This window comes from Winogradskyella vidalii, assembly GCF_013403955.1.
Lineage (GTDB): Bacteria > Bacteroidota > Bacteroidia > Flavobacteriales > Flavobacteriaceae > Winogradskyella > Winogradskyella vidalii.
The window spans coordinates 511116-527855 of the sequence record NZ_JABFDG010000001.1 but is presented as its reverse complement, the minus strand read 5'-3'; the positions used below and the strand labels follow the sequence as shown (position 1 = coordinate 527855).

At 34.0% G+C, this 16740-nt stretch carries 16 protein-coding genes and 1 tRNA gene; 4 read left to right on the top strand and 13 right to left on the bottom strand.

Translation table 11 applies throughout. The features are described 5' to 3' along the window. Window positions 1–73: 73 nt before the first annotated feature. From HM982_RS02040 to HM982_RS02030, 3 genes are all read right to left on the bottom strand, one after another. Window positions 74–514, bottom strand: coding sequence for a PepSY-like domain-containing protein (locus HM982_RS02040; protein ID WP_179351453.1), 441 nt, complete (start codon window positions 512–514; stop codon window positions 74–76). Window positions 515–600: 86 nt separating this feature from the next. After that, window positions 601–1137: a hypothetical protein gene (locus tag HM982_RS02035; RefSeq protein WP_179351452.1), complete on the bottom strand. Its 537-nt coding sequence runs from the start codon at window positions 1135–1137 to the stop codon at window positions 601–603. A 188-nt stretch (window positions 1138–1325) separates the two neighbouring features. Then, window positions 1326–1688 carry a hypothetical protein gene (locus tag HM982_RS02030; RefSeq protein ID WP_179351451.1) on the bottom strand — a complete coding sequence of 121 codons (363 nt, stop codon included), beginning with the start codon at window positions 1686–1688 and terminating at the stop codon, window positions 1326–1328. Between the two features lie 166 nt (window positions 1689–1854). Here HM982_RS02030 and HM982_RS02025 point away from each other — a divergent pair, with 166 nt between their 5' ends. The 4 genes from HM982_RS02025 (at window position 1855) to HM982_RS02010 (ending at window position 5224) form a co-directional block, all read left to right on the top strand. Next, a complete protein-coding gene (locus HM982_RS02025) occupies window positions 1855–2529 on the top strand; it encodes a response regulator transcription factor (protein ID WP_179351450.1) in 675 nt (224 codons plus the stop codon). After that, window positions 2526–3791 (top strand): sensor histidine kinase, encoded by a 1266-nt coding sequence (locus HM982_RS02020; protein WP_179351449.1) that lies wholly within the window; start codon window positions 2526–2528, stop codon window positions 3789–3791. The genes HM982_RS02025 and HM982_RS02020 overlap by 4 nt, the downstream gene beginning before the upstream one ends. 102 nt (window positions 3792–3893) lie before the next feature. Further along, a complete protein-coding gene (locus tag HM982_RS02015) occupies window positions 3894–4355 on the top strand; it encodes a PepSY-like domain-containing protein (RefSeq protein ID WP_179351448.1) in 462 nt (153 codons plus the stop codon). 176 nt (window positions 4356–4531) lie between these two features. Then, complete coding sequence (locus HM982_RS02010) at window positions 4532–5224, top strand: TVP38/TMEM64 family protein (RefSeq protein ID WP_179351447.1); 693 nt, start codon at window positions 4532–4534, stop codon at window positions 5222–5224. A gap of 271 nt (window positions 5225–5495) precedes the next feature. Here the strand turns inward: HM982_RS02010 and HM982_RS02005 are convergent. The 10 genes from HM982_RS02005 to mraY form a co-directional block, all read right to left on the bottom strand. Beyond that, window positions 5496–5569 (bottom strand) — tRNA-Arg (locus tag HM982_RS02005). 39 nt (window positions 5570–5608) lie between these two features. After that, window positions 5609–6058, bottom strand: a complete 450-nt coding sequence (locus tag HM982_RS02000) for a GatB/YqeY domain-containing protein (RefSeq protein WP_179351446.1) — start codon at window positions 6056–6058, stop codon at window positions 5609–5611. A gap of 156 nt (window positions 6059–6214) precedes the next feature. Then, entirely contained in the window at window positions 6215–8116 is a 1902-nt protein-coding gene (ftsZ, locus tag HM982_RS01995) for a cell division protein FtsZ (protein WP_179351445.1), read from the bottom strand. A gap of 123 nt (window positions 8117–8239) precedes the next feature. Beyond that, on the bottom strand, window positions 8240–9568 hold the full coding sequence (gene ftsA / locus HM982_RS01990; protein ID WP_179351444.1) for a cell division protein FtsA: 1329 nt from the start codon (window positions 9566–9568) through the stop codon (window positions 8240–8242). 3 nt (window positions 9569–9571) lie between these two features. Continuing rightward, window positions 9572–10294, bottom strand: coding sequence for a cell division protein FtsQ/DivIB (locus HM982_RS01985; RefSeq protein ID WP_179351443.1), 723 nt, complete (start codon window positions 10292–10294; stop codon window positions 9572–9574). Next, window positions 10281–11633: a UDP-N-acetylmuramate--L-alanine ligase gene (murC, locus tag HM982_RS01980; protein WP_179351442.1), complete on the bottom strand. Its 1353-nt coding sequence runs from the start codon at window positions 11631–11633 to the stop codon at window positions 10281–10283. Before murC ends, HM982_RS01985 begins: the two co-directional genes overlap by 14 nt. Continuing rightward, a complete protein-coding gene (murG, locus tag HM982_RS01975) occupies window positions 11634–12728 on the bottom strand; it encodes an undecaprenyldiphospho-muramoylpentapeptide beta-N-acetylglucosaminyltransferase (RefSeq protein WP_179351441.1) in 1095 nt (364 codons plus the stop codon). It abuts the gene before it with no gap. A 108-nt stretch (window positions 12729–12836) separates the two neighbouring features. After that, a complete protein-coding gene (locus HM982_RS01970) occupies window positions 12837–14024 on the bottom strand; it encodes an FtsW/RodA/SpoVE family cell cycle protein (protein WP_179351440.1) in 1188 nt (395 codons plus the stop codon). A gap of 44 nt (window positions 14025–14068) precedes the next feature. Beyond that, window positions 14069–15406, bottom strand: a complete 1338-nt coding sequence (murD, locus tag HM982_RS01965; RefSeq protein ID WP_179351439.1) for a UDP-N-acetylmuramoyl-L-alanine--D-glutamate ligase — start codon at window positions 15404–15406, stop codon at window positions 14069–14071. 50 nt (window positions 15407–15456) lie between these two features. Then, window positions 15457–16698, bottom strand: a complete 1242-nt coding sequence (gene mraY, locus HM982_RS01960) for a phospho-N-acetylmuramoyl-pentapeptide-transferase (RefSeq protein ID WP_179351438.1) — start codon at window positions 16696–16698, stop codon at window positions 15457–15459. Window positions 16699–16740 lie beyond the last annotated feature (42 nt).

The window sequence follows — 16740 nt, the reverse complement described above, 5'->3', positions numbered from 1 at the left end:
TCAAACTAAAAAACCTGCAATGTTACCAAAAACATTGCAGGTTAGTTTTAAATTAAGGCTTGCGCTTTAAAATCTAATCTTCTACAGAACTTAAAATTTTTCCGTTAACATCAAAGACAACTTTCATCTCTTTTGTCCAACCTTTCTCTAGTTCTACTTCATAGGTTTTCTTCTGATCCACTTCAGTAACTTCTATACTATCAATTTGGTAGCCCTCATAATTACTTTTAATTGCTGAAGAAATCGCTGTTGGCAAATCTTTTTTAGTAATTTCAGCTTCATACCTTACAATTGTGCCGTCTTTAGTGTACCATATTTCATGATCCATTCGGTTAACTTCAAATTCAACATTATAACGCACACCTTCCATTTCCCACTCAACATCTGAAGCGGTTTTATAGGTGTTTTGAAATTTGGTTAGCAAGTTAGTTGGCACTTCATTCATTCTTAAATCTTGAGCATTCATCATTGCTGTTGCAAAAATGGCCAATGCTGTTATTTTTAAAATTTTCATATTGTTATTGTTTTAATGATTTGATCCAAAATAACATACAAAAACTGTAAAGAATTAGGAAAGGCTGTTTTTTTGACTATTCAAAATCAGCTAATTGCAACTCGTAACTGCTCCTGTTTCTCAGCTGGCTGAATCTCACGCATTGTTTTTAAAAGCGTATTAACCTCATCTTCCCACTTTTGGGACAGCAAAATTTCATTGTTTAACGTCATGGTATCATCATTATTATAAAGTTCTAAATCGGTTACCTTATTTTTATTGTGGTGAATAAAAGATAATTTCAGTTTATCGATTACCTCGTAATGTTTTGTTTTATTTTTTACTTGTTTATTGATTTTTAAAGCTTTGCAAGCAGCAACAGTTTTTAAATCTACAAGTGTTGTATAAGCTCCCTTTTCAGCTTTTTTATAGAATACTAGTTTCTTTTCGTTTGGATCTAAACCAATAGCAAAGTTGCTATGAACTTCAAGTTTAGATAAGTTACAATTATGTTTTGTTGCTTCAGACTGAAGCGCTTTACGTAATTGACGCTCTCTTTTTTTGCTTCCGTTAATAAATAATGCAAAAGGTAAAATAACGATAGCAATAATAATGGCGTCAATAATAAATAATCCGGTTCCCATGATATTTGATTTTTTTTATGGTGAACTGATTGCTCTATGCTATAAGTAGTCCTTTTATTTTCATTTTTTTATAAAAAAACCACAAATAATAGTTACAGCAAACAATTCTATAATTAATAAAAGTTAAAATTAGTAGGCGTATATCGCCCTAATAGACATCAATATTAGATGTATTTCTTACTAATTTTTTACCAAAAGGAATGGAACGGAAAAAGTAGTTTCCTTAAATAAGAATACCTACAAGCAATAAGTACTGCACCAACATACTGATTGGTTTCTAAGACAGAAAAAGAACCGTTACAATTAAAAAGTTGCCCCGAGTTTTCATTTTCTGGAGCTGGCTCCTTATCTGCATTTGAAACAACACTGTAATCTTCAGTTTGCAGATCAAAAAAGTTATGGTGCGAAGCAGATAACTCACTAACATCACCAGAAGTCTCAATGCTAATGGTTTGTTCAAAATCACCAGATAACAACTCAAAGTCATTAGCATAAGCAGAAGTGCCTAAGCCAATAAAAATTAAAGCAATATTAATAAGTATTTTAAACATTTACATTTTGTAAGTATTATGCAAAGTAAATTTATAATTTTGAATTAAACTAAGAATCATCTACCAAATGATTGTTAATTTTACAATCATAAAACGACCAACCTTTTACTGATTCCCAATTCTTTATAGATTCCGTAGTTATCATTGTATAACGAAAATTACAATTATGAAAATTTTAATTATAGAAGACGAACCTCAAATGCTAGATAACATGCGTCTAACCCTAGAGCGAGAGCACTACCAAATAGAAACTGCTGTCGACTTTAAAACAGCTAGTGAAAAATTAGGGGTTTATGATTACGATTGCATTTTACTAGACATCACCCTACCCGATGGCAACGGACTAGATCTTTTAAAACAAATAAAAGCACAAGGAAAAGCAGATGGTGTAATTGTAGTTTCGGCAAAAGATTCTTTAGACGACCGCTTAAAAGGGCTTAACTTAGGCGCTGACGATTATTTACCAAAACCATTTCATAATGCTGAATTAAATGCTCGTGTAAAAGCAGTACTGCGACGTTTGCACTTTGAAGGTAACAACCAAATTGAAATTGGTAACGTTAAAATAAATCCTGAAAATAGAGTTGTAGAAGTCGCTAATGAAATTTTGGAGCTCAACCGAAAAGAGTATGCCATTTTAATGTATTTAATAACCAACAAAAACCGCTTAGTTACCAAATCTGCACTAGCAGAACACGTTTGGGGCGACCACATAGACCAAACCGATAGTTTTGATTTTATTTACTCACAAATTAAAAACCTGCGCAAAAAATTAGAGAAAGCAACTATAAATGTAGAAGCCGTTTATGGTGTTGGCTATAAATTGAACATCGCTCAATGAAACTTCTTAACCATACCACAAAATATTTGTCGCTACTGCTATTACCCTTAATCACCCTTTGGGCAATTGCTTTTTATTATGCGATGCTAGACGAAATATATGACAGTTTGGATGATGGTTTAGAAAATCAGAAAATCTTATTAATGCAGCGGACTAAAGAAGATCCGTCTATATTACAAAATACCGATTTTAATAAACATGTATATGCGTTTAAACCTATCTCTAAAAATGATTATAAACATTTTAAAGAAAGTTATCGCGACACCTTAATGTACATGTATAACGAAGATGATTATGAGCCTGTCAGAATCTATGAAAGCACCTTAAAACACGACAACATCTATTACAAAATTAAAATTATCACCTCTATGGTTGAAGAGGACGACCTTATTGGTGATTTAGTACAATACCTCATAGGACTCTATATTTTACTTGTCATTTCAATTTTATTACTGAATAATATTCTCTTAAAAAAAATATGGAAACCCTTTTACCATTCTATAGCACAACTTAAAAACTTTAAGATTGAAAAAGAAAATAAAATTACTACCAAACCAAGCACAATAGATGAGTTTGAATTATTAAATAAAACCATCACTAAACTGATTAAGAAGTCTAGCGATAGTTATACCGAACAAAAGCACTTTATTGAAAATGCATCGCACGAACTGCAAACCCCTTTAGCAATTAGCATTAATAAATTAGAATTATTTTTAGAAAACAATCCATTAGATGAAAATCAAACCAAAGCTTTGGCTGCTGTTTTAGACAATTTGAATCGCTTAACCCGCTTAAACAAGTCACTACTTTTACTTTCTAAAATTGAAAACAAACAGTTTTTAAATGAAGAAACGATTGATTTTTCTTTGTTAACCGCAGATATTCTTGAAGATTTTAAAGACCTATTAGCACATAAAAATATAACTATTAATTTCGAAAACGATGCCACACCTAAAACGATTATAAATAGAGATCTCGCTATCATCTTGTTGACAAATTTTATCAAAAACGCAATTATTCACGGTCATTCAAATTCAGAAATCACCATACAACTTAAAACAAATTCATGGGCTATTTCTAATTTTGGGCCTTCTAAAGCCTTAAATGAAAACACATTATTTACACGGTTTAAAAAAGTAGGAAACAATAAAAAATCTTCAGGGTTAGGTCTTGCCATTAATAAAGCTATCGCTACAAAATACAACCTTAAGCTAAGCTATAATTTTAACGACACGCACACATTTTTTATTCACTTTCCTTAAACGTTAAAATATCTTAAACTTTAAATACTAAACGAGCATTACCAATTGTTTTCAGAATTGAACATTACATTTGCATTACATTAATTAAAAAAAATAAAAACAATGAAAAAGTTAGTATTCTTAACCCTATCCATTTTTGCATTTAGTTTTAGCTCTTGTAGTGACGATGACAATGATGATGACCTTAACGCGTCACAAGTACCAACTGAAGTTTCAACAGCATTTGAAGCACAATTCCCTAATGCTGCAGATGTTGAATACGAATTATTTAACAACGAATACATTGTTGATTTTGAAATTGATTTTGTAGACTATGAAGCGCTGTACGATAGTGAAGGCAACCTCATAAAGTACAAATATGACATCCTTAATTCAGAAGTACCAGAAGCTATTTCTACTACTATTTCTAATGATTATGATAACCGCCCAATAGATGATGCCGAGATATTAGTCATTGACACTATCAATTATTACTTAATAGAAATTGATAATACACCTGCAGATGATAAGCTCGTTTTTAATGAAGATGGCACAATAAATACCACAGTTATTTATTGGGACTAAACTTCTGTTCTAAAAAATTTTAAATCACATCCTAATTTTTACCTTTTACGGTAAAGATTGGGATGTTTTTTGTTTATAATGGGAACGACTCAAAAAAATCAACTTTTAAGATTATACTGTAACTAATACCTCAAAATAGTAAGTTCACTATCAGATATTAGAATTAAAATAATACAATGACAAAAACCAAACCTCATAAATCAAAACACAAATGGCCGCTTTACCTTTCAATAGGTTTAATCGTCGTTATTGTTGCTAGCTATTTTATTTTATCTGATGTGCAGCAATTTTTAAATAATACCTGGGTTGTTTTAACGAGTAATGATGAACAACGCATAAAAAACTGGGTAGATAATTTTGGATGGTTTGGGCCCATAGCTCTAATTTTAGCCATGGTCATACAGATGTTTTTAATCATTATTCCATCAGTATTGCTTATGGTTGTTTCGATATTAGCTTATGGTCCTATTTGGGGAAGTCTTATTGTACTTATAGCTGTGTTTAGCGCTTCTAGTGTTGGTTATTTTATAGGAAGATATCTCAGCAACTCTGTTATTATTAAACTGCTAGGTAGCAAAACCAATGATAAAGTTGAATCTTTTATTGAAAAATATGGTTTTTGGGCTGTAATCATCACCCGTTTGAATCCCTTTTTATCAAACGATGCCATCAGTTTTGTAGGCGGCATGCTTAAAATGGGCTATTGGAAATTTATTGGTGCAACACTCATCGGAATTTTACCATTAACTCTGTTTATTGCTATCATTGGCAAAAGTACTGACAGTCTAAAGTCCGGATTACTTTGGGGTTCAATGACATGTCTTATAGCCTTTGGTATTTACGTGTACTGGGATAAACGCAGAAAATAAACAAAACCTATATTGCTGTATTTTATATAAAGTAGTACTCTTTTTAAACAAATCGAAGCCTCAATGGATTGCTGCGCATCCCTTGAAGCTCCGCTTTGAAAATAGTGTCAACAAAAAAACGCTCAAGCGAGCTTAGAGTATACAATCTTTTAAAACAAACCGAAGCCTCAATGGATTGCTGCGCATCCCTTGAAGCTCCGCTTTGAAAATAGTTTCAACAAAAAAACGCTCAAGCGAGCTTGGCGTTTTTTCTTTTGAAACTATTTATTCGTGACCGCGAAGGGATTCGAACCCCCAACCCTCAGAGCCGAAATCTGATATTCTATCCAGTTGAACTACGCAGCCATAATTCCTGAGAAAGCAGGAATCTCCTTTTATATTGCCTTATGACAATTTTGCCTTAACAATATTAGAAATGGTTTTTCCGTCTGCTTGCCCTGCAAGACTTTTACTCACCATTCCCATTACTTTACCCATATCTTTCATACCTTCTGCACCAGTAGCAGCAATAGTTTTCATGACTTCTACAGTTATTTCTTCTTCAGATAGTTGTGCTGGCAAAAACTGACTTATTATTTCTGCTTGCTCAATTTCTGGTTCAGCTAAATCCTTTCGGTCTTGCTCTAAAAATATCGCAGCACTATCCTTGCGCTGTTTAACCATTTTAGATAAGATTTTTATTTCTTCATCCTCTGAAATCTCTTCCTTAGAACCCGATGCCGTTTGTGCTAATAATATTTCTGATTTTACAGCTCTCAAAGCAGCTAAAGCTGTTTGGTTTTTTTCTTTCATTGCTGCTTTCATTGCAGTCATTACATCCACTTGTAAACTCATAATCTAGTACTTTTATAGGAGTGCGAAGATAGTAAAAGTTTCGCTTATGCTACATAAGATTTTGTTATAAAGCACAAGCTTTTTTTAAACAAAAAGCCCAAAAAGTAATGCTACTTTTTGGGCTAAATTTTACAGTTTAATTATCGTAAATTAAATTTAATCGACGTTGTCGTGAAGAAATGAATTATTACTTCTCAACTGAATATCATCATTTTCATCAGTACCCACAGACATTCTAGACGCCTTAGTTTCTGAAGAATGTTGTGCATCCTCTAAATTAACACCTTGTCTTTTGTAAGCAGGTTCTTTTTCGATTTCGTCAACTTTTTTGGTATTAAATTTATAATTGAAATCTTTCATTTTTCTTCTACGCTCATCGGCACGAGCCACTAATAAATCTGAAATTGGACTGTTCATTGGGTCAATCTCATCTTCAGGAACTTTCTTTGTTTCTTCTTTTTCAATTGTTTTCTTTTCAAAAACAACCTCTTCTTTTACCTCTGTTTTTTCCTTTTTAGTATTTATTGAAGATTGAAATGTCTCAAAATCATCTAATACATAACGCTTTTCACCTTGTTCGTTGATTTCAGTTTTTGAAATAATCTCTACAGGTTCATTCACATCAATATCCTTAACATCCTCCTCTAAACTAAAAAACATTTTTGGCTCTTCGGCTTTTGGTTCTTCAACCGGCTCAGGCGTTTTAGTCTCCAATGGTAAATCGAAAGAAAAAGTAATTTGCTCCTCTGGAGCTTCTTCTATTTTTTCCGCTTTATTCACTATTGGTGTAATAACAAAATCATCTGGCTCAACTGCTTCATCTGACTTAGAATCTAATACTTCATCATAAACCACATTCATTTTCTTTAAAAAATCAGTAGTTGGAATTAAATCCGTATCGTTATTCTCCTCTAAATCTTCATCGACCAAAGTATGACGAACCACAGGAGTTTCTTTTTCCTTTTCTAAAACAATATCTGGTGTTATTATCGCTGGTTCTTTCTCTTGAGTACTGGTATCTTCAAGAGAATGAACTACTTTTTTCGTTTCTGTATTTGAAATTTCATTCTGCTGATCCAAATCAAAACCCGTAGCAATAATCGTTACAGAAATAGACTCTTGTAATTCTTCATCTTCACCAACACCCATAATAATATTGGCTCCGAATCCGGCTTCAGTTTGAATATGATCATTAATTTCACCAATCTCATCAATAGTAATTTCTTGAGAACCTGAAACGATTAGCAACAATACGTTTTTAGCTCCTGTAATTTTATTATCGTTAAGTAGTGGCGAATCTAAAGCGCTCATAATAGCTTCTTGCGCTCTAGTTTGACCTGAAGCAGTTGCAGATCCCATAATTGCAGTTCCACTATTACTCAATACTGTTTTAGCATCACGTAAATCAATATTCTGTGTATAGTGATGTGTGATGACTTCTGCAATACCTCGCGAAGCTGTTGATAATACCTCATCAGCTTTAGAGAACCCAGCTTTAAATCCAAGGTTTCCATAAACTTCACGAAGTTTATTATTGTTAATCACCACTAATGAATCCACATGAGAACGCAATTTCTCAATACCAGTTTGGGCTTGTGCATTACGCATTTTACCTTCAAACTGAAATGGCATCGTTACAATTCCCACGGTAAGAATATCGAGCTCCTTTGCCATTTTAGCAATGACTGGTGCAGCTCCTGTTCCTGTTCCTCCACCCATACCTGCAGTGATAAATACCATTTTAGTATTGGTATCTAACATTCTGCGAATATCTTCTAAGCTTTCTACGGCTGCTTCTTCTCCAACATCTGGATTTGCTCCTGCACCTAAACCTTCAGTTAAATTAACGCCTAACTGTATTTTGTTAGGAACACCACTGTTTTGAAGGGCTTGAGAATCGGTATTACATATTACAAAATCGACTCCTTTTATACCTTGGTGAAACATGTGATTAATGGCATTGCTACCACCTCCCCCTACACCAATTACCTTGATGACGTTTGATTGATGCTTTGGCAAATCAAATGAAATATTTCCAAATTCGTTGCTGTTACTCATATTAATTATAATTATGGGTTTTGGACAACCCTTACGTTGCCCCTACTATTATTCTATTTAATTTATACTTTAGATAATTTGAATTTATATCTAACGATAAGTTTTACATTACCGTTACCAAAATTATTCTGCATTATCCAAAAACTCTTTTACACGCTCCGTTAATTTATCTAAAAACGAACGGCGCTCTTTTACCGGTTCTGTTTTAGCTTCTATTTCTTCTTCTGGCAAAACTTCTTCTTCAACTTCTTCTATCAATTCCTCTTCAATCGCTTCGGCCTTTTTACGTTCTTGACGTTTTAAACCATCCATTACCAGACCAACTGCTGTTGCAAATAATGGACTAGCAATATCATCATCGCTATCTCCTGCTAAATGCTCATTAGGATAGCCTATTCTGGTATCCATACCTGTGATATATTCTACTAACTGCTTTAAATGCTTTAATTGTGCACCACCTCCGGTTAATACAATACCTCCTATCAGCTTTTTCTTTTGCTCTTCGTGACCGTAATTTTTTATCTCAACATAAACTTGTTCTATAATTTCCACCACTCTAGCGTGAATGATTTTAGACAAATTCTTTAAGGTAATTTCCTTTGGTTCTCGTCCTCTTAATCCTGGAATAGACACAATTTCATTATCCTTGTTTTCACCTGGCCATGCCGAACCAAACTTTACTTTTAACAGTTCGGCTTGTTTTTCAATAATTGAACAACCTTCTTTTATATCTTCAGTAATGACACCACCTCCAAAAGGAATAACTGCGGTATGACGAATAATTCCATCTTTAAAAACCGCTAAATCTGTGGTTCCACCACCTATATCAATAAGTGCAACACCAGCTTCTTTTTCTTCAGTACTTAAAACCGCATTTGCGGAAGCCAATGGTTCTAAAGTAATGCCTTCTAAATTTAAACCTGCACTTTGAATACAGCGTCCCACATTTCTAATTGAAGACACCTGACCGACAACCACATGAAAATTGGCTTCGAGTCGTCCGCCATACATGCCGATAGGTTCTTTAATTTCAGCCTGACCATCAATTTTAAATTCTTGTGGCAGTACATGAATAATTTCTTCTCCAGGAAGCATTACTAACTTATGCACTTGATTAATTAAGCGGTCTATATCCTCTTCATCAATAACAATCTCAGAATTTGGTCGTGTAATATAATCGCTATGTTGTAAACTACGAATATGCTGACCAGCAATACCAACAGTAACATCTTCAATCTTTTCTGATGCCGCAGCTTCAGCTTCTTGAACAGCTTGTTGAATAGACTGAATTGTTTGTGTAATATTATTAACTACACCACGATGCACCCCCATACTCTTAGCCTTACCTAAGCCTAAGATTTCAACTTTACCATAGTCGTTTTTACGACCAATCATGGCCACAATTTTTGTGGTTCCTATATCTAGACCTACTGAAATGTTTTGTTTGTCCATAGCTTACTTTTTGGTGCAAATAACTTGTTTATCAAATTTTAGATTCACCATAGTATAGTGGTCTAATATTTGGTCTTTATAGGCTTTTTGATAAAAAGCCTTAAAATTGTTTATCTTTTTTTCGAGTTGATTTAAGGTTCCTAAATGAACCGTAAAATCACTTTTTCGAATTCTAAAATCAATGGTATTGTCATCGTTCTGATGAATCTCAATGATATGCTTTTTTAAAAAATCATCTTCATCTACAATTTTTGCAAATTCAAAAACTGTTTGAAGCTTATTTTTATCTATATTTCCTGTAATGAGCGGAACTCTTGCTGCGTAATTATAGGACAAAGGCATAAACCCACCTTCATCATCTACATAATACGAGGCATTTGTGTTAACTCTTGCAATAGGTCTTTTTTGTTCAATTTCAGCCGAAAGCCTTCCGTTTACTGACATAAACACTTCCGCTTGCTTTATCATTGGATTAGAATTTAGGGCAGATTCTAATTTATTCAAATCTATAATATCTTTGGGTTGCTCCGAAACAGGCTCTAGGTTTTGTATTAACAATTTACTAACATTAGCATCTGTGATAAATAATTTGTTTTCACCTAAAAATTTGATGTCAGGCTCACCTACAATTCGATGCTTATTTCTTTCATTGGAAAACGCAAATAAGAAGCCCACCAAAATAATTAACCCAATCACTTTTATGTAGTTATAATTAATTTTCGACATAAAACGCTTCTTTAATGTGTTTTACTTCTGCTCCAATATCGCCTGCTCCAATCGTTAATACAATTTGAGCATTAGATGTTTTTATTTCATCAATTAAATGTGACTTTTTAATTAATTTTTTATTTGGGTTTTTCACCTTGTCCAATAACCATTTTGACGTTACGCCTTCAATTGGTAATTCTCTAGCGGGATAAATATCTAAAAGCAATAATTCGTCGAATTTAGACAAACTTTCTGCAAATTCATCTGCAAAATCTTGTGTTCTACTGAACAAGTGTGGTTGAAAAACAGCCAATACTTTTTTATCAGGATACATTTCTCTAACCGCCTGATAAACGGCTTTGATTTCTTCAGGATGATGTGCATAATCATCTATAAACACAAAATCTTCGGTTTTAATCTGATATGTAAATCTACGTTTTACCCCCTTGTATGATGCTAATGCTTTAGCGAGTTCATTATAAGCACAACCATGCTCAGCTGCCATTGCTAATGCAATAACCGCATTTGATAAATTGTGTCGTCCTGGCAAACTAAACTTGAAATTTTTATAAGTACCCGTTGGCGTTTTTATATCAAAAACATAACAGCCGTCTTCTATAGCGATATTTTGAGCACAGTAATCTGAATCATCTTCAATACCATAGGTAATCCCTTTTAAGGGCAATCCATTCTTAACGAATAATGTTCCATTTGGCTCTATACATTCTGTAAAGTCTCTAAAAGTTTTAATGAGTTCTTCTGCATTACCATAAATATCTAAATGATCTGCATCCATTGATGTTATACAAGCTAAATCTGGCGATAACGTTAAAAACGAACGGTCAAATTCATCGGCCTCTACAACGGTAACTTCGGTGCCGTTTAAAATTAAATTTGAATTATAATTCTCGCTAATTCCGCCTAAAAATGCCGTTACAGGCACATTACACGCCTTCAATAAGTGTCCTAAAATACTCGTTGTTGTCGTTTTTCCGTGTGTCCCGGCAACCGCTAGGCAAACGCTCTGTTTTGTGATTTCACCTAAAGCTTCAGAACGTTTTAAAACTTTAAAATTATGAGCTTTAAAATAGTCGTATTCCGAATGGCGCTTAGGAATCGCAGGGGTATATACAACAAGCGTATTCTCAGGATTTAGAAACGCATTAGAAACAGCTTTAATATTATCTTCAAAATGAATATCAATCCCTAAATCTTCAAGCGAACTAGTGATTTCAGTTGGCGTTTTATCATAACCAGCCACCTGCTTACCATTAGCAACAAAATAGCGCGCAATTGCACTCATTCCGATGCCTCCGATGCCGATGAAATAAACGTTATGTAACTTATCGAAATTCATTTACTTTTTTAATAATTTTTCAACCTCATCAACAATCGCGTTGGTTGCATTAAATAAGGCTAAAGCTTCAATATTTTTACTTAATTCGTTTTGCTTATTTTTATTAGAAACCAATTCTGAAAATTCGTTTTGAAAATCAGCTTCTAAGTCTTTTTCTCTTATTAAAATCGCTGCATTTTTATCGGCAACAGATTTTGCGTTTTTAGTCTGATGGTCTTCTGCCACATTTGGAGACGGAATAAAAACCACAGGTTTTCCTACAATACATAATTCTGAAACTGAAATTGCTCCAGCTCGGGAAATAATAACATTTGAAGCGGCATAAGCCAAATCCATTTCGTTAAGAAAAGCATAAACTTGCACATTTTTAGAGGCGTTATATTGTTTATACTGGTCGTAATACAATTTTCCACATTGCCAAATCACCTGAATATCTTGAGCTTCAAAAAACGCGATGTTAGCTTCAATTAATTGATTAATTCGTCTCGCTCCTAAACTCCCCCCTAAAACTAAAAGAGATTGTTTGCTATCATCCAACTTAAAAGCCTTTTGACCTTCAACTTGTTTTTGCTTTACTTGCAACAAATCCTTACGGATTGGGTTTCCGGTTAATTTAATTTTCTCTTTCGGAAAAAACTTCTCCAAACCTTCATAAGCGACACAAATGGTATTTACTTTTTTTGCTAGTAATTTATTGGTAATTCCAGGAAAGGAGTTTTGCTCTTGTATTAAACTCGGAATCCCTTTTGATGCAGCCATTTGCAATAGTGGCCCGCTTGCAAATCCACCAGTGCCAACCACAGCATCGGGTCTAAAAGTTTTTATTATTTTCCTAGCACGCCATAAACTACTGATTAACTTAAATGGAAATGCAAGATTTTTTAAGGTTAATTTACGTTGGATTCCAGAAATCCATAAGCCTTCAATTTTATAACCCGCTTGCGGCACCTTTTCCATTTCCATACGGTCAGAGGCACCTACAAACAAGAATTCGGCATCTGGATAGCGCGACTTTAATTCGTCGGCAATCGCAACAGCAGGATAAATATGTCCTCCTGTACCTCCTCCTGATAATATGAATTTATATGGCTTCAAATTTTTAAACTTTCTATTTTATTTCACCAACACTTCAATCGCGCTCAATGTGATATTTTTATTATTTTTTTCAACTTTAAGTACTGAAAAACTTCAGGCACTTATAACTTAAATCGCTTCACTCAAAACCGATAACGGATTATCTTCTGCATCTTCTTTTTCCTTTAATTCTTCGCGCTTGGCACTTACACTGAGTATAATTCCTATCGCTAAACAGGTCATCCAAATAGAGGTTCCTCCACTACTAATAAGTGGCAGCGTTTGACCAGTGACAGGAAACAGCTCAACGGCAACTGCCATATTTATAAGTGCCTGAAATACGATTGGCAAACCAACACCCAAGACCAATAATTTTCCGAATATGGTATCTGATTTATGACTCACAATAACAATTCTAAACAACAACCACATGTATAGCACCAATAAAAATATACCACCATACAAACCGTACTCTTCTATAATAATTGCAAAAATAAAATCTGATGACGACTGTGGCAAAAAGTTCTTCTGAATACTTTTACCAGGCCCCAATGGTGTGAGTCCGGTAGCAATAGCAATTTTAGCTTTTTCGATTTGATAATCGGCTTCGGTATCTTCACCATTGGCAAAATTCTCTATACGACTCATCCACGTATCTACCCTATTTGGCATTGCTTCTGGAAATGCTTTTGCCACCAAAACAAAAATCGCTAAGGCTGCAATACCACTTAATATCATTAAACTAAGATATTTTAGCGGATAACCTCCTATAAATGCCAACATCATGATCATAGTAAAAATGATTGCTGTAGTTGAGAAATTTGCTGGAAGAATAAGGATTAGAATTAAAAAAACCGGTATCCAAAGTGGCAAAATTGTCTCTTTAAACTTTACCGTTTTATCTTTTATTTTAGACAAATAACGCGCTACATACACCATTAAAACCACAGAAGCTAAGGTTGACGTTTGAAAGGACATATTAACAATAGGTATCTGAATCCAACGACTCGCGTTTGCACCATCTATCGTTGTTCCTTGAAGCATAGTTACCAACAACAAGACAAAAACAATAGGAATCATAATCATGGACAAACCACGAAAATATTTATAAGGCATTTTATGGACACCAAACATAATAACAAAGCCCAAAAAAAGATGCATAAAATGCTTTATAAAGAAGGAAAACGTGTTGGTATTAGCACTATTTGCTAGATTACTTGCAGCACTATAAACAGGCATAAACGAAAACAGAGCCAATAGCGCAACTATTGCCCAAATGGCTTTATCTCCTTTTATTTGTTTGAATATATTATGCATGCTTAACCTTTATAGATGAGTCCCTAATTCATCTTTAATCGTTTTTATAAATTTCTTACGGCATTCTTAAACTGGCGCCCTCTCTCTTCATAGTTTTCGAATAAATCGAAACTCGCACAAGCAGGTGACAACAATACATTGTCGCCAGCATCAGCTAATTTGTAAGCTATTTTAACAGCTTCTGCCATATATTGGGTTTCAACAATTACGTCGACCATTTTTCCAAATGACTCCATGAGCTTAGCGTTATCTACACCTAAACAAATGATTGCTTTTACTTTTTCGTTTACAAATGGAAATAGCTCGCGGTATTCATTCCCTTTATCTACACCACCAACAATCCAAACGGTTGGTGCATCCATACTTTCTAATGCGAAGTAAGTTGCATTTACATTGGTCGCCTTAGAATCATTGATGTACTGAACTTTATTGATTTTCAATACATTTTCTAAACGATGTTCTACACCTTGAAAATTCTCTAAACTCTCACGAATCGTTTGCTTTCTTATTTTGAGTAACTGAGACACAGTTGAAGCCGCCATAGCATTCTTCACATTGTGCTTTCCTTCTAATGCTAAATTATTTGCTGACATAGTTATTTGGTTGTTATCTATTGTTATTATTATCTTATTATTATCTAAATAAGCCCCTTGCTCAACCACTTTGGTTAAAGAAAAAGGCAATTTTTTGGATTGAATTTGGTGTGTTTTCATATAATCAGCAATAACCTCATCGTCTGCATCATAAATGAAATAATCGTCTTCATTTTGGTTTTCTACCACTCTAAATTTTGAAGCGATATAGTTTTCAAACTTATAATCGTATCGGTCTAAATGGTCTGGTGTAATATTAGTAAGCACCGCAATTTTTGGTTTAAAATCGATGATATCATCTAATTGAAAACTGCTAATTTCCAACACATAATTATCATGGTTTTGCTCTAAAATTTGCTTCGCAAAACTATCTCCAATATTTCCAGCTAATCCAACATCTAATTCTTGTTTTAAAATATGGTGTGCTAGTGTCGCTGTTGTTGTTTTACCATTACTTCCGGTAATCGCAACAATAGTTGCATCTGTAAATTTGGAGGCAAATTCAATCTCAGAAACTACTTGGATTCCAGCCTCACGGATTTGCTGAACCAAAGCCACTTTATCTGGAATACCAGGACTTTTCATGACGATGTCTGCATTCAGAATTTTTGATTCCGTATGTTTTTCATCTTCAAATTCAATCTCATTATTTAAAAGAACGTCTTTATATTTCTGTTTAATCTTTCCTTTATCTGATACAAAAACCTCATACCCTTTTGCTTTCCCTAAAAGCGCTGTTCCTACACCGCTTTCTCCACCTCCCAATATGACTAGTCTTTCTTTTTTCATTTTATTTTATAGACCTACAAGATTCTTGAAACCTTGCAAGGATTATAACGCTATCGTATTTTCAGAGTTACAATAGTTAGTATCGCTAGCATAATCCCCACAATCCAGAAACGAGTTACAATCTTACTTTCATGATATCCTGATTTTTGATAATGGTGATGCAGCGGCGACATTTTAAAAATCCGTTTTCCTACACCAAACTTCTTTCTTGTGTATTTAAAGTAGCTCACCTGTAATACCACTGACAAATTCTCTGCAAGGAAAATTCCGCACAACACAGGAATTAGCCACTCTTTTCTCACAGCAATAGCTATAACTGCTATAATTCCACCAATAGTTAAACTGCCTGTATCCCCCATAAATACTTGCGCTGGAAATGTGTTATACCACAGAAAACCAACTAAAGCACCAACAAAAGCTGCGATATAAATTGTGATTTCTTCCGCTCTTGGGATATACATGATATCTAAGTATTCTGAAAAAACAATATTACTAGACACCCAAGCAAAAATCCCTAAGGTCAATACAATTATAGCAGATGTCCCTGCGGCGAGCCCATCAATACCATCGGTTAAATTTGCACCATTGGACACTGCCGTGATAATAAAAATGGTGATGAGGATAAAAACTAACCAAGCGTATTTTTCTAAATCAGGACTTATCCAAGTGATTAAATCTGAATAATCAAACTCATTATCCTTTACAAATGGAATGGTGGTTTTAGTTGATTTTTCTTCAGCTTTAAAGAGTTTTGTTGCTTGTACATCTGGATTTTCAGCTCGTAATTCATTTTGCTGTGCTATTGGCAGTTTTTCTTTTATGGTAACATCGTTATGAAAGAACAATGTTGCCCCAACGATAATACCCAAACCAACTTGCCCTAGCACTTTAAACTTTCCTTTTAAACCTTCTTTATCATTTTTGAATTTCTTGATATAATCATCAATAAACCCAATGGTTCCCATCCACAGCGTGGTTACAATTAAAAGAATGATGTAAATATTTTCGAGTTTTGCCAATAACAATACCGGAATAAGTGTCGCTAGAATAATAATAACACCACCCATTGTAGGTGTTCCAGCTTTTTCAACTTGCCCGTCTAAACCTAAATCACGAATGGTTTCACCAACCTGTTGTTTTTGCAAAAATTTGATAATACGCTTCCCGAAAATCGTAGAAATCAACAATGACAATATAATAGCCACAGCAGCTCTAAAGGTTATAAACCCAAAAAGTGAGGCTCCAGGGAATTGGAACTCTTGCTCTAAATATTCAAATAGGTAATACAGCATCTTCTTGTTATACTTTATTTCATACCTGTAGGTTTAGAAAAC